Origin of the sequence: Paenibacillus sp. J31TS4 (assembly GCF_018403265.1) — a bacterium.
Classification (GTDB): Bacteria; Bacillota; Bacilli; order Paenibacillales; family NBRC-103111; genus J31TS4.
This window is the reverse complement of the sequence record NZ_BOSI01000002.1, coordinates 562,431-582,322: the sequence shown is the minus strand read 5'-3', so window position 1 is coordinate 582,322 and position 19,892 is coordinate 562,431. Positions and strand designations below refer to the sequence as shown.

Annotated in this window: 12 protein-coding genes; 6 read left to right on the top strand and 6 right to left on the bottom strand. The window is 61.3% G+C overall.

Annotation, left to right across the window (positions count from 1 at the left end; translation table 11 throughout):
- Nucleotides 1–156: 156 nt before the first annotated feature.
- The gene (locus KJS47_RS13435; protein ID WP_213525545.1) at nucleotides 157–1,701 is read right to left on the bottom strand and encodes an extracellular solute-binding protein; all 1,545 of its coding nucleotides are present in this window, start codon (nucleotides 1,699–1,701) and stop codon (nucleotides 157–159) included.
- Between the two features lie 261 nt (nucleotides 1,702–1,962).
- Between KJS47_RS13435 and KJS47_RS13430 the strand changes: the two genes are divergently transcribed.
- Together KJS47_RS13430 and KJS47_RS13425 are read left to right on the top strand one after the other, a co-directional pair.
- Nucleotides 1,963–5,106, top strand: a complete 3,144-nt coding sequence (locus KJS47_RS13430) for a hypothetical protein (protein WP_213525544.1) — start codon at nucleotides 1,963–1,965, stop codon at nucleotides 5,104–5,106.
- Nucleotides 5,107–5,359: 253 nt separating this feature from the next.
- Entirely contained in the window at nucleotides 5,360–5,812 is a 453-nt protein-coding gene (locus tag KJS47_RS13425) for a DinB family protein (protein WP_213525543.1), read from the top strand.
- 122 nt (nucleotides 5,813–5,934) lie between these two features.
- Here the strand turns inward: KJS47_RS13425 and KJS47_RS13420 are convergent, their stop codons facing one another.
- The 4 genes from KJS47_RS13420 to KJS47_RS13405 form a co-directional block, all read right to left on the bottom strand.
- Nucleotides 5,935–6,210, bottom strand: coding sequence for a hypothetical protein (locus tag KJS47_RS13420; protein WP_213525542.1), 276 nt, complete (start codon nucleotides 6,208–6,210; stop codon nucleotides 5,935–5,937).
- 153 nt (nucleotides 6,211–6,363) lie between these two features.
- Nucleotides 6,364–6,870: a DNA topology modulation protein gene (locus KJS47_RS13415; protein ID WP_213525866.1), complete on the bottom strand. Its 507-nt coding sequence runs from the start codon at nucleotides 6,868–6,870 to the stop codon at nucleotides 6,364–6,366.
- 187 nt (nucleotides 6,871–7,057) lie between these two features.
- Complete coding sequence (locus tag KJS47_RS13410; protein ID WP_213525541.1) at nucleotides 7,058–10,942, bottom strand: DUF4855 domain-containing protein; 3,885 nt, start codon at nucleotides 10,940–10,942, stop codon at nucleotides 7,058–7,060.
- A 406-nt stretch (nucleotides 10,943–11,348) separates the two neighbouring features.
- On the bottom strand, nucleotides 11,349–13,274 hold the full coding sequence (locus KJS47_RS13405; protein ID WP_213525540.1) for a ligand-binding sensor domain-containing protein: 1,926 nt from the start codon (nucleotides 13,272–13,274) through the stop codon (nucleotides 11,349–11,351).
- Nucleotides 13,275–13,616: 342 nt separating this feature from the next.
- Between KJS47_RS13405 and gdhA the strand changes: the two genes are divergently transcribed.
- Both gdhA and KJS47_RS13395 read left to right on the top strand, forming a co-directional pair.
- Entirely contained in the window at nucleotides 13,617–14,978 is a 1,362-nt protein-coding gene (gene gdhA / locus KJS47_RS13400) for an NADP-specific glutamate dehydrogenase (protein WP_213525865.1), read from the top strand.
- Nucleotides 14,979–15,220: 242 nt separating this feature from the next.
- A complete protein-coding gene (locus tag KJS47_RS13395) occupies nucleotides 15,221–16,285 on the top strand; it encodes a hypothetical protein (RefSeq protein ID WP_213525539.1) in 1,065 nt (354 codons plus the stop codon).
- A gap of 192 nt (nucleotides 16,286–16,477) precedes the next feature.
- On the opposite strand, the gene KJS47_RS13390 is transcribed toward KJS47_RS13395, so the two are convergent.
- A complete protein-coding gene (locus KJS47_RS13390) occupies nucleotides 16,478–17,245 on the bottom strand; it encodes a DODA-type extradiol aromatic ring-opening family dioxygenase (protein ID WP_213525538.1) in 768 nt (255 codons plus the stop codon).
- Between the two features lie 341 nt (nucleotides 17,246–17,586).
- Between KJS47_RS13390 and KJS47_RS13385 the strand changes: the two genes are divergently transcribed.
- A complete protein-coding gene (locus KJS47_RS13385) occupies nucleotides 17,587–17,922 on the top strand; it encodes an ArsR/SmtB family transcription factor (RefSeq protein WP_213525537.1) in 336 nt (111 codons plus the stop codon).
- Between the two features lie 131 nt (nucleotides 17,923–18,053).
- Complete coding sequence (locus KJS47_RS13380; protein ID WP_213525536.1) at nucleotides 18,054–19,817, top strand: SulP family inorganic anion transporter; 1,764 nt, start codon at nucleotides 18,054–18,056, stop codon at nucleotides 19,815–19,817.
- Nucleotides 19,818–19,892: the final 75 nt, after the last annotated feature.

The window sequence follows — 19,892 nt, the reverse complement described above, 5'->3', positions numbered from 1 at the left end:
GTACGCAGCCGGCTGCGGCTCCTCCTTAGCGAGAAGGGGCCGCTCCGGCGGGAGCGGCCCTGTGCAGCCGTTGCGATTAGCTTGCTCAGACTCTATCTTAGCATACGGAGAAGCGGCTTGCTATGCCTCCCCCTGTGCCCGGGAGACTACACTCCGCTACAAGCCCAGATGCTCGAGCCGCTCGCTCGCCTCCCCTTCGTCCTCCAGCCGGGACCAGTACGCCTTGAGCTCCTCCCGGACCGCCTCCAGCACGGCGGCGCCTAGGCGCAGGTCGCCGTATTCCCGGCAATCCGGCCACAGTTTGTCAAGCACAGGCGCCGCTTCGGGACGGTTCCCCCGCAGCCCCTCCGCCAGCCGCTGGGCGGCCGGATGCGCCGGCGGCGACAGCGTCTCCCGCCGAATCCCGGTCTGCGCTTCCTCGCCGCACAGGAAGCGGACGAGCTCCGCCGCCTCTTCTGCGGCTTCCGTGCCCCGGCGGATGGCGAGACCGGTGACGAGAAGGAGCGTATCCGCCGTCCGAAGCCGCGGGAGCGGAGCGATTCCATAGCGGAGATTAGACGAAAGCAGCCCGTTCAGGCCGAAGTAGGTCGTCATGATCATCGACGCCTTGCCTTCGCGGAACCACCGTTCCACGTCCGAATCGTTCTCGGTCAGCAGTGGCTGCGGACGTCTCTGCTGATGCAGCAGGTCCCGGGGCAGCCGCAGGCTTTCCCACAGCGCCGGATCGTCCGATGCGCGCTTTCCCTCTTCCTGGCGGAACCGGAAGCCGTTCTGCAGCAGGAAGACGGGCCAGCGGTTAACCGATTGAATATGGACGGCGAAGCCCCATACGTCGAGCGTCCGGGAGAGATGACGGGCCGCCCTGAGCAGCGAATACCATGTCCAGTCCGCCTCCGGCTCCTCCACGCCCGCCTCCCGGAAGTGATCCCGATTGTAGCAGAGCACGACCGGCGAATAGATAAGGGGAGCCGCGGCGACTCTACCGCCGCTGTCCCGGAACGGCGATAGCAGCTTGGGATGCGCGGCGTTCGTCTCCGGCACCTCTCCCAGCAGCGATAGAGCAGGGTCGCGGTCCCGCAGTTTGAGGGCATCCCAAGCGCTCAGCGTGAACACATCCGCCAGGCCGTGCTCGGCGTACGCATGCGGGAAAGGAGTCGGCAGCAGCTCCACCGTACAGCCGGGGTGGCGCGCCTCGAATCGGGCGGCCAGCTCGGGCAGCGCCGCCTCCTTCTCCAGAAGCGGATGATACGCCAGCCGCAGGCGGGTGCGCGTCTCCGCTCCGACAGTCGCTGCTCTGCCGGAGGCTACTGCTTCTGGCACCGCCCGGGACGCTTCCCTGTCCTTGGCCTCGTCATCCGTCGTCCACGTATGCTTGCCGCCTGCGGCGGCGGCTCCTCCGCCGCGGGGAGCGAATTTTTCGGCCGGAGCCGGCTCGCCCTTCTTCCCCTGCAGCGGGGTCTCTCCCCCTCGCTCCGTCACTTTGTTGCCGACCCGGCGGATTTTCTCGATGCGCCCTTCGGCCACAAGCTCGTCCAGCGCTTTGCGGACCGACTCCTTGCTGAGCCGGAACGCCGCGCCCAGCTCCACCTCGGACGGCAAATAACCGCCCGGACGGAGCCGTCCTTCTTCCAGGTCGTTCCGCAGACTGTCCAGCAGCTCGCGGACCCGGGCTTCCATCACTACACGGCTTATACGAGCCATAGCCGTCTCTCCTTCCTGACCGTCTGTCCATTTCCGTACGCAATCCTAGAGAGACTAGATCGGCAACCGATGCTGGAGACATTACGCTTTTTCTCAGCCTTTTAACTAGGCGATATAATATTCGGAATTGATGCGCAACTTGCAATTGACAGCGCATTCATTAGCAATTAGGCTAGATGCATAGTCAATTATATCGCTCAGAACAGGAAGGAGTAAAGTGCTACCTTCTTTTCTAGGCGAAATAAAGGAGGAACCTTAAACGTGAAGTGGAAACAAACCGTCTCGGCCGCTCTTTGTGCAGCTCTCGCCGTTCCTGCCTTCGTTCTTCCCGTATCTTCTGTTCGCGCAGCGGACGCGGACTACCTTCCCCTGTCGGTCGTCAATCCCGGATTCGAAGACTCTGCGGGGCTGCCGATTCCCGGATGGAGCATCCTGCCCGCGCTTCCGTCGGACGGGCTGGAGGTTCGGATCGCCCAGGATCGGGTTTTTAGCGGCTCGAACAGCGTCAAGCTCGTGGACAACAGCACGACCAAATCGCTCGATCTGTACAGCGCCCCGATTCCCGTGACGGCGGGCGAGACGTACCGGCTGTCCGGCAAAGTATTCGTCGAGGCCAAAAGCGTACGCGCTTACATCCGCTTCAAAAAATCCGGCAGCTCCGCGCCCATCGCCTCGGTCGACGTTCTGTTGAACACGGTCGGCAAGTGGAACGACCTGTCTCTCGAAGGCAAGGCGCCGGACGGAGCGGAATACGCCGAGCTCTCCTTCTACATGGGCGCCGCCGGCACCGGCACCGCCGCTTATGTGGATGAGATCAAGTTTGAAAGGAAGAAGCCCGTGGCCCCCCTCCCGCTGCCCTATGACGCTCCGGTCGCCATCGGAGACGCCGTCAATTATGCGCTGTCTCAATCCGCCGCCTACGGAATGGGCCCGGACGGGTCGGTCGAGCAGTACGTGTCGACGGTCGGTTCCCCCGTCTCGTTCCATGTGGTGGACGCCGTCACCGGCGCCATCAAGTTCAGCCAGCCGATCGCCGGCTCCTCGGACGTCATCTGGGCCGTGACCAAAGCGTCCGACGGCAACGTCTATTTCAGCACGAACGGCAATTTGTACCGGTATCTTGTTAAGGAAAAGCGGATCGAGGCGCTCGGCGCCAATCCGTCAAACAAGCAAGTGTTCGACCTGAAGGCGAGCAGCGACGGCAAGCTGTACGGCTCCACCTATTCCGCGACGAATCTCGGCCGCGTGTTCGAGTACGATATCGCTTCCGGGACTTTCCGCGATCTCGGAGTCATGAAATCCGGCCAGCAGTACGCCCGCGGCCTCGGCGTGACCGACCGCTACGTCTATGTCGGCATCGGGACGAACGCTCACCTGATGCGGTTCGACCGGCAGACCGAGCAGATTACGGAAATCCCGATCCCCGGCGTCTCCGGCACGGTCAAGACGATCTCCGATGTCGACGTCTACGGAGGCAAGCTGTTCGCCTACAGCGGGGAAACGCTCTACGTGATCGACGAGCAGACCCACGAGCTGCTCAACACAATTACGTTCCAAACCAAGATCTCCCCGCCGTCTCCCTTTCAGCCGGAGCTGATCTATTACAAGCTGAAGGGCGAGCTGTTCACTTATAACATGCAGACGAACACGATCGCCAAGGTGGAGGGCATCCCGGAGCTGCCGGACGATACGGCCATCAAGAGCCATGCGTGGATCACGCCGTCCACCGGCACGTTCGCCGGGCATCCGGTGCTCGCCGGCATGGCGGCGTTCGGCGAGTCGTTCCTGTACGATCCGGTGACGAACCGGTACGAGGAGCACGCGGCCGATCTGCCGACCTCCCCGACCCAGATCAACGCGCTTGAAGCACAGGGCGGGTATGTCTATTCGGGCGGCTACCAGCGCGGCATGAGTATCTACAATACCCATACGGGCGAGTTTCTGTACAACAACAAGCAATTCCACCAGCCCGAAGGCATCGGCTTCCTGAACGGCATCGTCTACTTCGGCACGTACAGCGGAGCCCGCATGTACCGGCTGGACATGACCAAGCCGCTCGCGTACAACGAATTCGAAGCGGCCAATCCGGGCCTCGCCGCGGACATCGAGGAGTTCCAGGACCGTCCGTTCACAATGACGAGCGGGGACGACAAGCTGTTCATCGGCACGTTCCCGGGCTACGGCGAGCTGGGCGGCGCCCTCACCATTCTGCAGGAGACCAAAGGAACCGACGGCACGGTCACCGGCGTTACCTACGAGACGTTCCGGAACCTCGTGCCGAACCAAAGCTTGTTCGGCCTCGCTTACCGGGACGGCCTAGTCTACGGCGGCACGTCGCCGAACGGCGGCCTCGGCAGCGAAATCGCGGATCCGGAAGGCAAGATGTTCGTATTCGATACGGCTGCCAAACGGGTGACCCGCACGCTCAAGCCGGACATTCCCGGCATGACGGGCCGCATCCGGCACATCGGGGAATTGGCGTTCGGGCCGGACGGTCTGCTGTGGGGCATTCTGGACAGCACGATCGACCCGAAAGGAACGGAGGAAGGCGGCTATAACGCCTACCTGTTCGCGCTTCGCCCGGATACGCTTGAGGTCGTGAAGAGCAAAAAGGTGACGACAACCGCCTACACGACAAGCAAATTCCGGCCGTATTACTTGCGCTGGGGCAAGGACGGCCTGCTGTATTCGACGATCGGCCGGCAGCTCTATGCCGTCGATCCCGCCGACCTGAGAGCCGAGAAGGTCGTGGACGGCACGGTCAACCTGATGACGCTCGGCGAGGACGGCAGCATTTATTACGCCCAAGGGTCGAAGCTTTATAAAATTCCCGTGCGTATCGACAGCGCCTCCCTCAGCCTGAAGCAGCCCTCGCTCGGCGTCGGCGATACGACAGCGTTGGAGCCGGCCGTCAAGCTCGTGAACGGATTGACCGCCGAGCTCGGAGGAGCTTCGATCGCTTATACGTCGGATAACCCGTCGGTTGCGGCCGTCGAGAACGGAACGGTGAAGGCGCTCAGCCGCGGCTCGGCGACGATCCGCGCATCCATCACGCTGGACGGGCGGACAGTCGAAGCGGCACCGGTCACCGTCACCGTCGCGGGCGACAGCTTCGGCAAGCTCGTCTTCAACAAAGGGGGCATCGTGAACGGCAGCCTGCTGTTCCCTGAGCCGCAAGCCGGTCACACGGTTACGGTGGAAGCCCGAAACGGAGCCGGCGAGAAGGTTGCCGAGCTCGCGCTGGATACGTTGAGTCCGGTCGGCTCCGGCAAGGGCGGCTATGAATACAAGCTGCACCTTGCGCTTCCCGGCCGGGAAGAGACGCTACGGCTGTACGCTTACCGCGACGGCCAGCTGTACAGCGCTTCCCCGCGGCTGACGCCTAACGGTTCGGACGGCAAGTAAGGCACATTAGCGGACAAGCGAATTTGACTAACGGTCCGAACCCAGCCTGATGCCTGCCTGCAAGACAGACGACGTACCATGAGACCCAATGGCGTGCACCCTTAGAATCGATATTGGCTAAACCTGCTAGGTTTAGCCAATGGGTTCCTGGGGTGCATTTTTTCATGGCCTTGTATGGATTTTCTCTTGGGCACGAGCTTCCTCCTTTTGTATAATGGGAGTTGTATGATTCTGGAAATAGGGAGGCAGTACATTGGGACAAGCAAAGCAAATGATGGAGGAATGGCTGCAGCACCGCCATGTATTGGAGGAATTACTGGCATCCGTGAGCGACGAACAGATCGATTTCAAACCGTGGCAAGACGCGATGACGCTTGGCGAGCTGGCGCTGCATGTGGCAGGATGGAATGATGTATTCGTTTCGATGGTCAAAACGGAGAGGTTTGCCCCGCCGGACATTCCGGAATGCAGGACGATGGAAGACGTGCAAAATGCTGTAAAGATGTTTACAGAAAAAACAAAAGCTGCATACGCCTCGTTCACGGATGCGGATTTGGAGGCTGAAAATCAATCCTCGCATCCGAAGCTGAAAGGTCCGAAGAAAAGATACCTTGTGGCGATGTATGACCACGAGCTTCACCATAAAGGCCAGCTATTTCTATACGCGCGGATGGCAGGTGTAAAGGACGTTCCTTTTTTCCGCTAGCCGCTTCGTTCAGCAGCGGAAGCAGGTGCAAGCGGCCAGCGAAGCGAGCTCGCCGCGGCCGGTTCGTTCCCGGCCCTCCCGAGCCGCTCCGCTCGGCATGCGGGCGGGAGCAGGCCGTCCCGTCACCGCTCGAGCTCGTCGACGAATTGCTTGGCCTCCAGCAGAGACAAGCCGAGCGCTTCCCTCGCTTCCTTGACCGCCTGCACCTTTTTGCCTTCTCGGAGCAGCTCTCGGAGCCGATCCGTAACTGGATGTTCCGGCAGCTGCAGCTCGGAAGTGGTCCCGCCCATTTGACCATCCAGACGCTTCAGACGCGTCTGCAGCTGGTTCAGCCGGCTTTCGAGCGTGAAGATTTTGTAAAAAGCCCCGAGCAGCAGGACTAGCAGCAAGTAGGTCATGCTATCACCTCCCTTGCCTCCAGCCTAGCATTCCACTCTCCGTCTGTCGACCGGGCTGCCAAGGCCACGCTGGAGAGTTACCTTCGTCCAGCGGGGGGCTTTCTTTCCCGGTTCGAAGCAAACATCCGCTCTAAGATGGAATAGAGGGCACCGTCACTCTATACTTTCTAGAAACCGCCGCACTTCTTTAGGGGATCGGAGGATGATCACTTGTTTCTCTGTGGATAATTCTTCGAGCTTTTTGAGAATGCCCGGCCGGTTCGTGTCCGGATACTTCCAAATCCACTTCAAAAACGCCAGGCTCACTCTTTCCGGGCAGCCTTCTCCCATATCCGGTCTTGTTTTCTTTCGATACTGGACGATTCTTTTGACAGCCCGGTAAACACAGACCGTTCGGGGAAGATCGAGAAACAGAATCGTATCGGCCGCCTGCAGCCTAATCCCCATCGTCCCCCCATAGTTACCGTCAATAATCCATCGTTCTTTTTTCACCAGCTCGTTTTGGACGGTTGTTTGCTCCTCCTTCGGCACGCCCACCCAATTTGGCTTCCAAAAGAGAGCATCCAGATGATAAACCTCCAGCTTTAACTTTTCCCCTAGCTGCCTCGCCAGCGTCGATTTCCCCGAACCGCCTGATCCAATAAGGATAATCTTTTTCATAGGTCCCCCAGTAGGCATTCCTGTCCTGTCTTCCAGTATAGTAGATTCGTCGCTCTCGGCGGTACCAATAAATGGGACCCCTCCCCACTTCTTCGAACGAAAAGAACTCTCCTGCAGCGCTCCGTCCCCATAGAGAGGAACCATAAAAAGAACGGGCAGCCGCGAGGCGCCCGTTCCGTCTCCTTGCCTACTTGCCGATTTGCTTCCGAAGCTCCTGGATATCTTCCAGGAGCAGCTCCGCAAACTCCCGCTCAATCGTACGGCCTGCCTGGGCGCTCACCTGAGCCTCCATTGCCTTGAGACCCGCAGACACCTTGAGTGCCGTAGCCGGATGCGGCAGCGGCTTGTGGGAAACCTCACGCTGCATCAGCTGGACAGTCGCCTGAAGCGCGGTAGCAATACCCGAATGATGGATCCGCTCCGAGTCGATACCGGCCTGGATGACATCGTCCAGATGCTCCAGGTCGATCGTGACGGTTAGCGTGAAGACCGCCTCGCTCCTGTTGCCCGCCCGGTCGATCGCGCGCACGCGAACTTCATGGTCGCCTACCGCCAGCGTGGCCGGTGCGAACACGAGCTCGGCCGCTCCTTCCTGTCCGTCCAGCGAGACGGCCACCTCCTGCACTCCGCTTCCTTCGTCCGTCACCGGCACGGCCAGCCGGATCTCCTCGCTCTGAATATACGACAGCCTGGCGGGCTGTCCGATAGCCGGTGGCACGAGATCCGGGAAGTCCGGATAGACGCCCTTGATGGAGGCGTACGTCTTGTCGTATACCTCACGTTGGGTCGGCACCGTGCTCGCGTTCGCCTGCTGGAGCGTATCCGTCCCCATGTACCAGGCGCGGACCGAGTCGTTCATGTAGCCGGCGGTGACGCCCTGATCGAGATAACGGAGGAACTTCTGCCGGTCGGCCTCGACCGTCAGTCCGTTCCAATGGATCTCAATCTCGATCCCGAGGCCGAACCGCTTGGCCAGCTCGGCCGCTTCCGTCGGCCGGTTGTCCGGCGAGTCGTAGAACGCGTAGTTCGGCTGCAGAATCGCGTAGTCGAAGCCGAGCGATTTCCATTTGAAGAACCCGTTCGCCTGGTAGAACGGAATCCAGTAGCTCATGAGGCCCTTCTCATGGATGTAGGCATTGATGGCTTGAAGCATCCGCTCCTCGCCGTTGTTCGGCAGCACCTCGATCGACTCATGCAGCCAGTAAAAGCCGTCGAGCCGGAGATTCGGATACTTCGCCGGATCCCAGCGCTTCGTCACCTCGTCGATATACCACTTGGCCGCCGCCGCCCGGTTCGCGAGTGCCTTCTCGTCTCCGACGGCCGCCGCGTTGAAGTTGAGCGGCTTGCCGTCCACCGTACCGAAGTCCGTCTGCACGGGCAGCGGGCGCGGAATGGCGATTTTCACCTTGGCCCGGTAGTCCGGACGGCCGAGCGCTTCCTTCGCCTGCGCGGTCGCCCGGTCGAGCGCCGCCAGCTGATTCGTCTCGTCGAACAGGAAGTCCATGTACTCCTGGAAGTCGGCCTTGTTCCCCGCCTTATCCGCCGAAGGCGCCGTCACGAGGGAGCGCCCACTCGATCCGGTCGCGTAGGGGAGGAAGGTAAACGAATCGAACAGCATATCCTTGATTGCCCCGGAAGCATCCAGATAGGCTACGGCGGGGAGCAGCTTCTCCACTGTCTTCTCTTCCTTCACCGTCCCGTCCGTATGCCAGCCCGCGTAAATGAGGTAATCGTTGCGGGTGCCCCGCACCTGCTCGGAGCCGGGCGCCGGGAAGGCGTTCACTTCCTTGTATGGATCGTCATAGCCGAGATCCGGCGCCTGAACCGCGTCCTCGGCCACGCCGGGCTGGCCCTTGACCGACAGCTCGTCGGCAAAGATCCACACCGACACGTCGAAGCCGACCTTGATGCGGTCCGCCTTGTAGTTCAGCCCGCTCAGCTTGAATACCTTGTGCTTCGCGTCGGCAGGTTCCGCCTCGTTTCCGGGCACGGTGCCGAGGTAACGCCACGTCCTGCCTCCGTCGTCCGACAGCGAGAACGCGACGCCGGCCGGAATGCCGATGCCGGCGCTCGTATCCTGCAGCGTCCGGAACCCGATCTCGCGGACGGTCGACAGCTGGCCCAGGTCGAGCTCCACCGAGCGGCCGATGCTGCGGTAGAAGTCCACGTACTTGTCCCGGCCCTTGCTCCAGTCGCCGGTACCCAGCACGCCGTCGGTCAGCCGGGGCATCATGGCCGCCTCCTTGTCCTTCTGCGCCTGGTCACCAGAGATGAGCGTGACGGCCGGTGTCCTGCCCGCCGCCAGATTGACCGTCGTCTGCCCTGGCGCATCTGGATAGGTGCCCTTCACCGACCGGTACGTCAGCTCATAGATCTCCCGTTCCGCCGGGACCTGGCTTGCGTTGGCCTCCTGCAGCGTCAAGGTGCCCATATACCAGCCCCGTACGGCGCCGTTCATATAGCCCGCGGTCACGCCCTGGTTCAAATATTCCTTGAACTTCTGCCGGCCCGCCTCTGTCGTGATCGTCCGCAGCTCCATCTCCACGCCGAGCCCGTACCGCTTCGCCAGCGCCGCCGCGTCGGACGGCCGCGTTACCGGCGCCACGTCGTCGAACGCATAGTTCGGCTGCATCTCGGCGTAATCGAACCCGAGCGCTTTCCACTTTTCGAAGCCGGGAGACTGGTAGAACGGAATCCAGAAGATGATCTTGCCTTTCTCGTGCACGTAGGCGGTTGTCGCCCGGATGACGCTCTCCTCGAGGCTGTCCAGATACGTATGCACCGCCTCGTCCAGCCAGTAAAAGCCGTCCAGCCGAAGGTTCGGATACTTGGCCGGATCCCAGCGCTGCAGAATCTGGTCGACGTACCACTGGACCGCCTGAATCCGGTTCGCCAGAGCTTCCGCGTCTCCGACCTGCGTCTGGTTGAAGTTCAGCTGCTTCCCGCCGATCTCGTCGAAGTTAGTCTGGGCGCCAAGCGGGTTCGGAATCGCAAGCTTGACCGTCGCCCGGTAATCGGGACGGTTCAGAGCAGCCTTGGTCTCTCCCACCGCTTCGTTCAGCGCCGTCAGCTGGTGGCGGTCGTCGAACAGGAAGTCGATGTACTCCTGCCAATCCTGCTTACCCGCCGCCTGGTCCGCCGTTCCGCCGTTTTTGTAAATCAGCGATCTGCCGCTCGAGCCGGTGGCGTAGGGCAGAAACGTGAACGAATCGAACAGCGTGTCCTTGACGGTACCGTCGGGGGCGACATAGGCCGCCGCCGGCAGCAGCATCTCCTTGGTCTTGTCATGGCGCACCGTGCCGTTCGTATGCCAGCCCGCGTAGACGAGATAGTCGTTGCGGGCGCCTCGGGTCTGCTCCGAGCCCGGGGCCGGGTAGGCGTTCACTTCCTCATAGGGATCCGTGTCCCCGGGCGGAGGGGGAACGGCTCCGTCGACGATGCCCGTACGGCCCAGCACCTCGAGTTCGTCCGCGAAGATCCAGACATCCACCGGGAAGGTGATGCGGACTTGATCGGCAGCGTAGTTCAGCCCGTCCAGCTTGAAGACGCCTGCCTTGCCGGGGGCCGCCTCCGCCTGCGCTGCCGGCACGGATCCCAGGTAGCTCCATGTCCGGCCCCCGTCATGCGACAGCGAGAAGCCGACATGCTGCGGCAGATAGATGCCGGCGCTTGCATCCTGCATGGCGCGGAACCGGATTTCCTTGACCGTCGACATGCCGCCGAGATCTACGTACAGCTGCCGGCCCACATTCCGGTAAAAATCGACGTACAGCGTCCGGCTGCGCTCCCAGTCTCCGTTGCCCAGGACGCCGTCCGTCAGCCGCGCAGCCATGGCCGCTTCTTTGGCAGTCTGGGCGGCGTCACCCGATACCAGCTTGACCACCGGCAGCTTGCCGAGCGCCAGATTGCTGTACACGTCCCCATACACATTGCCCGATACGGCAGCAGCGTTCCCGGCAGGTACCCCCGGGATTCCTTCTGCGGCCTGAACGTCTCCCGCCGCGGGGGCGATCATGGCCAGCACCAGGCCCGCTGCCAGCCATTGCGACAGCCTTGCCTTCCAATGACGCATGCTTCGCTTCAGCTCCTTCTCCTGTAATCGCTTTCATAACTAAGATGGAACAGATTCCATTCGTTCGATCGCTTGCGCTGCCCGGCTTCCCGCCGGCCCCATCTCCTCCTTCCCGCATACGCGGCCCCGTCTTGCTCGTGATGCGGTACTTGCTGCTCCCTTGTTGTTCGACCTATTTAGGAAATCCCCTCCAAAAATTTTACAATGAATAGAAAATTGCTCCAAAGCTCCTACTCCTCCCGTCATTCTGCGGATCAGCGGGACTTTGGAACCATGCTGTCCCCCGCGGGCCAAGCCGTTCCTGCCCGCTCCGTTGCGAATGCGCCCATGCCAAACACCCCTGCATCCTGGCGGAGGAGGGGTGTGGTCTTGCGTATTCGAAGTCAACGACCGTCCGGAATAGCGGTCAGCCTTCCTGCAGCGCCGGCAGCTTGTCGTATTGGAGTAGCTCCGGCCCCTGGCCCATGTAGTAGCGCCCGTCCGGATCGTCGGCCAGCAGCTGTACGTTCTCTCCCAGCACTTCGAACGCCTCGGCCGCGGGATCGAACCGGAACAGCTTGCCGCGGGCCGTTCCGTACAGCCGGCCGTCCCGGTCCCAGCGCAGGAAGGCGTCGCGCCACAAATGCTTGAAGGCGCTCCAGTCGACCGGCACCAGCTCGTAGACGGCAGCCGCCTCGCCGCGCTCCGGGTCAAACCGGAACAGCTTGCCGGCCGTCATACCCCAGAGTACGCCGGCGGGATCCGTCGTGACGGCGGTGACGGCGCGTTCTCCCGCGACAGGCACGCAGCTCCAGAGCAGCTCGCGCCGTTCGACGTGCCAGGCGAACAGACGGCCCTCCTGCTCCTCAGGCGGCATCCCCAGCCCGCCCCATACGGATGTTCCCCCGTACAGCACCCCGTCCCGGTAATGAAGCGTCACGATGCTCTGCCGAGGGATTAGTGAGAGGAAATCCTCGCGCGTTCCCGTCTCGGGATGGTAGAGGAACAGGCCACCGCCGGACTTGCCGTACGCGGGCACCGTGCCGGCTGCCACATACTCCCCCGCCGCCGTCAACCCAAACGGACGATCCTGCCCCGCATCGTGAAAGCTGGTCACGTGCTTCGGATTGTTCCCTTTCTCCCAAGGAAGAGCCGGGTCGTAGACATAGAGATGGGCTTTGGGATAAACGCCCATATAGAGCTTGCCCTTGTGGAAGGTCATGTTCTCGATCTGGCCGATGCCCCTGTACCCGGTCAGCTCGCTCGTCCGCGAATCGTAGACGCCGAGCCCGCCCGCGAAATAGCCGCCGACGTAGACCTTTCCCTCCCCGTCCTGGGTAAGCGACTGGACGGCGATCGGCTGGCCCTTCAGCGCCGGTTCAATCGACGCCGACTCGCCGCTTGCAGGGTCGTACAGCCAGTACAGGCCGGACGGATGAAGGCCCGCGAGCAGGCCGGCACTTCCGGCTTCGGATGCAGGCATTGCGCGGCCGTCCTTGAGCGTTCCCCGCACCCAGGCATAATGGGTCATGTAGCCGGCCAAAGCGAGGCTTGTCGGCTCCAGCGGACCGCCCGGCGAAGCGTGCCTGTAGAGGCCGTCCTCCCTCGGCACATACACTTCTCCATGCGGTCCGGGCGGAGAGACCTCGAGCCCGGCCGCCCGGTCGGTCACCCGCGTCCAGACGCCGTCCCCGATCCGGTAGGTCCACATTTCGTTGGACGGGCTGAACCGGATGTACAGCAGGCCGTCCCTCAGATCGAGGTCATAGAGGAACGTATCCTCGCGAACCTCCTCCGGGACGGGGATCTCCTTCTTCCCTCCAGTGACGGTGTTGAGCTCGAACAGCCTCGCGCTCTGGGAACCGAGACCGATATACAGCCTGCCCGCGTCCGCAGCCAGGCTCCGCACATACTGGTGGCCCTCCAGGACGGTTCCCCAGTCGCGGAACCGCTCTCCGACCAGGTCCCATTCCCATACCTTGCCCCCGGGATAGGTCCCGCCGAATACCCGTCCGTCCGGCCCCGAAGCGAGTCTCCACAAATAATCCTCGCCCTCGATCGCCTGCCCGAGATCGTCCAGCCGCCGCGTTCCCGGATCGAAGCGGAACACATGGGCGGAGCCTCCCATATAGAGGCGCCCATCTCCACCGCGGACGATGCCCCACGTATGGTGGCTGTCGCCGAGCGGAGCTTCGAATACACATTCTCCCGTCAGAATCCGGACCATATAGAGCATGCAGGGCTGCCCCGACGACACCCCGATCCAGTAATCCTCTCCCGCTTCCTCATGATGCACCGCCGCGCAGATATACACGGCGTGGATCGGTTCTCCCAGCTGCTTCATCTCCTCCATCCGCTGCTCCCCCTCATCATCGTTTCTTCTTAATAGATCGTCCGGTCTTTGTGCCGCCCGCAGCCCATGGCCGCGGTTCCGTTGTCCTCTTCAGTCTAACGAAACCGTTTCCATTCGGCAACATGAGCTGGAGCTTTCCTCCTCTTATGTCAGGCAATCTCCAAAATGCCCACTTTTTTTCACTTTTTTGCTATAATTTTGTGAAAAGTTTGCATTTCAATCTTGTCTGTTATGTCACTATTATGTAAGAATAATAGTTATCCCTTCCCCACTAGACAGCTTGTACGTGTTAATCAATTAAAAGAATGAAGGAGTTGGCCGCAAGTGAGTCACCTGGAAACGATGAATGAAGCAGATGTCAGTGCGAAGGACTATGTCCAGAGCGTGTACGAGACGGTAGTCAAGCGCAATCCTCATGAACAAGAGTTCCACCAAGCGGTCAAAGAAATTCTTGAGTCTCTGGTTCCGGTCATCTCCAAGCATCCGAAATACATAGAGCACGGCATTCTCGAGCGGATCGTCGAGCCCGAACGTCTCATTACCTTCCGGGTGCCGTGGGTAGACGATCAAGGCAAGGTCCAAGTGAACCGCGGCTTCCGTGTCCAGTTCAACAGCGTCATCGGACCGTACAAGGGCGGCTTGCGCTTCCATCCTTCCGTCAACGCCAGCATCATCAAGTTCCTCGGCTTCGAGCAGACGTTCAAGAACTCCCTGACCGGCCAGCCGATCGGCGGCGGCAAAGGCGGCTCCGACTTCGATCCGAAGGGCAAGTCTGATGGGGAAATCATGCGGTTTACGCAGAGCTTCATGACGGAGCTCAGCAAGTATATCGGACCGGACACCGACGTACCGGCCGGCGACATCGGCGTAGGCGCCCGCGAGATTGGCTTCATGTTCGGCCAGTACAGAAGACTTCGCGGAGGGCACGAAGCCGGCGTCCTGACGGGCAAAGGCATCGGCTACGGCGGCAGCCTGGCACGTACGGAAGCAACCGGCTACGGCGCCGTCTACTTCGTGAACGAGATGCTGCAGGCGGAAGGCCTCAGCTTCGAAGGCAGCACGGTGGTCGTCTCCGGCTCGGGTAACGTAGCTATCTACGCGATTCAGAAGGCGACCCAGCTCGGCGCCAAGGTCGTCGCGTGTAGCGATTCCAACGGGTACGTCTATGACGAGAAGGGGATCAACCTCGATACCGTTCGCCGCCTGAAGGAAGAGCAGCGCGCCCGCATCAGCGAATACGTGAAGGAGCATCCGCACGCCGTCTATGTAGAGGGCTGCGAGAAGATCTGGACGATTCCTTGCGACATCGCCCTGCCGTGCGCAACGCAAAACGAAATCGACGTCAACTCCGCCAAGCTGCTTGTCGAAAACGGCGTCAAGGCAGTCGGCGAGGGCGCGAACATGCCGACGACGCTCGACGGCATCGACGTCTTCCTGAGCAACAAGGTGCTCTTCGGACCGGCCAAGGCAGCCAATGCCGGCGGCGTAGCGGTTTCCGCCCTTGAAATGTCCCAGAACAGCATGCGTTACTCCTGGCATTTCCACGAGGTCGACGACAAGCTGCATACCATCATGAAGAACATCTACCGCAACAGCGTCCAGGCGGCCGAAGAATACGGCTATCCGGGCAACCTCGTCGTAGGCGCCAACATCGCCGGCTTTATCAAGGTCGCCGATGCGATGATCGCCCAAGGCGTGATCTAATTCTAACTGCACTCATACCCTCCTCCGATCTTCGGATCGGAACCCAGCCACCTCCGGCGTTTGCCGGGGGTGGCTTTGTTTTGTATGCGGAGATGAAGAGGTCTGAAACATTCCTCCGATCGATACCCATTTTTCGGAAGAAATTTCCTAGCGGCTATGGTACGATCAAGAGGGGGATCCCAGCAAGATCGTCATCTTCCGCCCCCAGCCATCATTCATCCTACAGCAGACGGAGGCAGACGATGAAACAGCTTGCGTTAGCCATTACAGACCAAATAAGGAGGGGACTGGATCCCCTCCTGAAGGAAGAGGAGTCGGGGGCGCTCTACCTGCTCGACAATGAGCTTGGCGATAAGGCAAGCTGCTGCACCACCGGTGAAGCGGCGTGCTTCTATGTGCTGCATGAGCGTCTCCATGGAGGGGACGGGCGCTTGGTCGCAAGGCGCCTTGCAGAGGACGTACGCCGCCGGCAGCTGCCGTCCGGCGCGTTCGGCCAGCCCTATTACGTCAAGAAGGGCGAGGCTGGTACGATCGACATCGCGGAGATCGGGGCAGTGGCGAACAGCCTCTATCATATCGCGTCGGCCACAGACAGCCAGGCGGCACGGGACAGCCTGCTCGCATCCGCGGACTACCTGATCACCCAGGTTGCCCTGGAAAACCCGGGCGCCGTCTACAAGAATCCGAACGCCAAGGACCATGACGTGCTGAACGGCGATATCTATGCCGCCCATACGCTAGGCCGCGCCTATCAGCTGACCGGGCGCCCCGATCTGCTCGAGCGGGCGACGACGATCGCACAGCATGTGGCGGACCGGTTCGGCGTGCACGAAGCCGGCTGGTGGCCGTATCTCGAACGGTGGAACGGGGAAGTCGGCATGGGCAACAGCGTCGCCTACCAGGGGACGATTCTCGCCTTTGTCTCTCCGCTTCTGCCTCTCCTACCGGAGCCGCTGCGGCAGCGCTGGCTGCACATCTCGGATGAGGCGACGGCTACAATACTGCAGGCGATGCAGGACGGCCCGAACGACGACAATGAAGCGCCGTGGTGGTGTCGCGACTGGTCCAATACATGGGAGGTATACCTGGCCTTCTGGCGGCAGCCGGAGCACGAGGAAGCCCGCAGCCTGACGATGGAGCGGCTCGAGTCTCTGAACCGGGAGCTTGCCGAACGCGGTCTCGCCGTGTTTACGCCCAAGGTGCAATCGGACGACCCCGACCGGACGCCCGTCTCGACGACGTTCCGCAAGGCTGCAACGTTCGCAGGCCTGTTCTCGTACATGCTGCTGGACGAGGACGCTCGCTGATTCCGGCGCGAATCGTCGCGTCCTAGCTTCAACGGTACGACCGTACTCGGAAAGCGCGCCGCTCCTGTGCAGCGGCGCGCTGCGTGGGGAATTCGCCGCTGGGTGCGATCCCGTCCGCCTCCCGAAGGCATGCAAACAAGCCGGAGAAGCGGTGCTTCTCCGGCTTGTTGTTTCCTTTATCGGGTTCAACAATCAGAAGCGGAAACAGAGATAGCTGAGGGTGCCGAGCTCATAGCCCCGGAAGAGGACCTCGCCGGGCTGCTCCGGACGGCCGCTGCCCATCGCCAGGAAGAACGGAACGAAGTGCTCGGGACGCGGCACCGCCTGCTTGGCGTACGGCGCTAGCTCTTCGTATCGGTAGAGAGACGGCAGATCGCGCTCGGCCGTCTTGCCGATCAGCCAGTCGTCGAAGGCGGCCGCCCACGGCTCGGTCTCCCTCGCCTGCCAGTTGACAAGCCGAAGATTGTGCACCGTTACGCCGCTGCCGATGACCAGGATGTTCTCTTCGCCGAGACCGCGCAGCGCTTCTCCGATCCGGTACTGCTCGGCAGGCGGCAGGTAAGGATGCACGGACAGCTGAACGACCGGGATGTCCGCTTGAGGGAACATGCGGTGCAGCAGCGTCCACGTGCCGTGGTCTAGCCCGCGCTGCGCATCGAGCCTGCTCTCGATGCCGGCCTGCCGGAACCGCTCCGCGAGACGCGACGCCAGCTTGCGGGAGCCTCGGGCATTGTATTGGATCGCATACAGCTCGTCGGGGAAGCCGCCGAAGTCGTAGATCGTCTCGTAGACGTCGTCCGTATCCGTAATCGCCAGCACCTCGCTTTCCCAATGAGCCGTAAAGACCACGATCGCGTCGGGACGAAGAGGCTGGGCGTATTCCTCCAAAAAACGGGTGTACGGCGTATCTTGAATGGCGAGCATCGGGGATCCGTGCGCCAAAAAAAGCGATGGCATCATATGACCTGCTCCTTTCATTCGCATTTAGTTGGTTACATTAGTATAGTACATTTCCAATGGTAAGTAAACATTGTGTTTCCTTCATTCTATCTGCCCTTACTGCGGAAGGGGGTTTAGTGCGTCCTCTACTCCGTCCGATCGCATGCGCTTTTGCGGCAAGCTTTCTTGTGTCGATTGCGGCCGACGCCTATTTTAGAAGCTCCAGGCAGGCACCCGTATGGTCATGGATTGCCCGCAAGCTGCTCGGCAAAGCATCCCGGCCCAAACTGTGGTATTCTATTGCTAGCAAACTGCTTGGTCCTGCAAGCAGACAAAGGGAAATTGTCAAGGGAGCATGCGTAATGAATCAAGCCCAATCGATCCAGCAGTTCAAAGCGGATTTCTTCAAGGCGCTCGCCCATCCGATGCGCATCCGCATTCTGGAGGAGTTAAGTACGGGCGACAAGAACGTAAACGAGCTGCAGACGCTTCTCGGATCGGAAGGCTCGGCTGTCTCCCAGCAGCTGGCCGTCCTCCGGAGCAGGAATGTCGTGTACGGCCGAAAGGAAGGCACCTCCGTCATCTACTCGCTCCGTGACCCGCTAATCCGTGAGCTGCTCGCGGTCGCCAAACAGATCTTCGACAACCATCTTGTCGATACCGTCTCGCTGCTTGAGGAGATAAGAAGCGAGCAGTAAGCCGTAACAAGGGAGCCCGCGGAATATTCGCACCGGCTGCCTTGTTTTTTTGTTTGACATAACCGGGCTGCGGACGTAGTATACTTCTATATCTTCAAATATTCAAATATATGAGAAAAGAAGGTTACGTCATGAACGGGTTTTCCCGCTTCTCCGGCTACCGGGCCGCCTTCATCCGGAAGGACCTTGCCAGCGGCATCACCGTCGGCATTATTGCGATTCCGCTCGGCATGGCATTCGCCATCGCCTCCGGCGTCCGGCCCGAGTACGGCATCTACACGACAATCATCGCAGGCATTCTGATCTCCCTGTTCGGAGGCTCCCGTTATCAGATTGGAGGGCCTACCGGCGCCTTCGTCCCGCTTTTGTTCGCCATTGTCATGCAGTACGGCTACGAGGATCTGCTCGTCGCCGGCTTCCTGTCAGGCATCCTCCTCCTTCTTATGGGCGTCCTGAAGCTTGGCGGACTCATCCGTTATATTCCCCGGCCAGTAACGGTCGGCTTCACCGCCGGCATTGCCGTACTGATTTTCACAGGCCAGCTGGCCAACGCTCTCGGCCTCGTCCATCTCGAGAAGCATGAAAAGCCGCTTGCGAATCTCTTCGAAGTGATCACCCATCTGCCGGACGCCAATCCGGCCAGCGTCTTTCTTGCAGGACTCAGCCTCGCCCTGCTTCTGGCGCTCCCCCGATATCTCCCCCGGGTGCCCACGTCGCTCGCTGCGCTCCTTGTGACCGGAGCTGCCGCCACCTTGTTCTATGGCGGACAGGTGGCGACGATCGGCTCCACCTACGGTCCCATTCCGGCCTCACTGCCTCACCTGCAGTGGCCGGACCTGACGTGGGAGCGGACGGTCCGTCTGCTCGGCCCCGCCCTCACCATAGCTCTCCTCGGCGGCATAGAATCGCTGCTGTCGGCCGTCGTCGCAGACGGCATGACCGGAACGAAGCACAACAGCAACCGGGAGCTGATCGGACAGGGCGTCGCCAACATGGTGACGCCGCTGTTCGGCGGCATCCCCGCGACCGGGGCGATCGCCCGGACGGCGACAAACATCCGAAGCGGCGCCGTCTCTCCGTTATCGGGCGTCATCCACGGAGCTGTCGTACTCCTAGTGCTACTCTTGTTCGCCCCATATGCCTCCTCCATTCCGATAGCCGGGATGGCCCCGATTCTTATGGTCGTCGCCTGGAACATGAGCGAGAGGCGGACGTTCCTGTCCATTCTGCGGACGCGGACAAGCGACTCTCTGGTGCTCTTGCTTACGTTCCTGCTTACCGTGTTCGCGGATTTGACGACGGCTGTGGCCGGAGGCCTACTGCTGGCTCTGCTTCTGTTCGTCCGTCGGATGGGCGGCCTGCTCTCGGTCGACAAGGTGCTTCCCGATCCCGCAACCGACAAGGTCTCTCCCCGGCAGGTGTCCGCCGGCCGGGACTGTCCGCAGATCAGCATGTATACAATCGAAGGACCTCTGTTTTTCGGAGCCGCCGTCCGGTTCGAACGGGAGATGGCCGCTACGCATCGCGGCAGCCCAGGGATTCTGCTGCTTCGCATGGGAAAGGTCCCCTTCCTCGATCTGACCGGTGAGGCACATCTGTCCGCCCTGGTCCTACACTTCGAGGAGTCGGGCGGCACCGTGCTCGTGTCGGGGCTTCGTCCCCAGCCCCGTGAAATGCTTAGGCGGACGGGACTGGACAAGCGAATCGGAGAAGACCGTTTCTTCCCGCGGACCGGGAAAGCCATCGCCTTCGCGCTCACCCGGCTCGATCCGGCCCGATGCGCTGGCTGCAGGCAGTTCGCCTTCCGGGAATGCGCCGGCTTGTCGAGCGGCGAAGCGGCCGAACCGCTCCTCCACCGCCCTCCCGCCGAGCCTGTGGAAAGCGGCCGCTCCTGAAGCCGTGCTCCCGCCGCAAGCCGCAACAAAAAAGAGAGAAGAGGCTGTCCTCTTCTCTCTTGATCATTTTCGGCT

Bases quoted from the DNA above. Each gene is read 5' to 3' on its own strand.
- KJS47_RS13435 (WP_213525545.1), bottom strand. From the start codon at position 1,701: ATGGCTCGTATAAGCCGTGTAGTGATGGAAGCCCGGGTCCGCGAGCTG.
- KJS47_RS13420 (WP_213525542.1), bottom strand. From the start codon at position 6,210: ATGACCTACTTGCTGCTAGTCCTGCTGCTCGGGGCTTTTTACAAAATC.
- KJS47_RS13415 (WP_213525866.1), bottom strand. From the start codon at position 6,870: ATGAAAAAGATTATCCTTATTGGATCAGGCGGTTCGGGGAAATCGACG.
- KJS47_RS13410 (WP_213525541.1), bottom strand. From the start codon at position 10,942: ATGCGTCATTGGAAGGCAAGGCTGTCGCAATGGCTGGCAGCGGGCCTG.
- KJS47_RS13405 (WP_213525540.1), bottom strand. From the start codon at position 13,274: ATGGAGGAGATGAAGCAGCTGGGAGAACCGATCCACGCCGTGTATATC.
- gdhA (WP_213525865.1), top strand. From the start codon at position 13,617: ATGAATGAAGCAGATGTCAGTGCGAAGGACTATGTCCAGAGCGTGTAC.
- KJS47_RS13395 (WP_213525539.1), top strand. From the start codon at position 15,221: ATGAAACAGCTTGCGTTAGCCATTACAGACCAAATAAGGAGGGGACTG.
- KJS47_RS13390 (WP_213525538.1), bottom strand. From the start codon at position 17,245: ATGATGCCATCGCTTTTTTTGGCGCACGGATCCCCGATGCTCGCCATT.
- KJS47_RS13385 (WP_213525537.1), top strand. From the start codon at position 17,587: ATGAATCAAGCCCAATCGATCCAGCAGTTCAAAGCGGATTTCTTCAAG.
- KJS47_RS13380 (WP_213525536.1), top strand. From the start codon at position 18,054: ATGAACGGGTTTTCCCGCTTCTCCGGCTACCGGGCCGCCTTCATCCGG.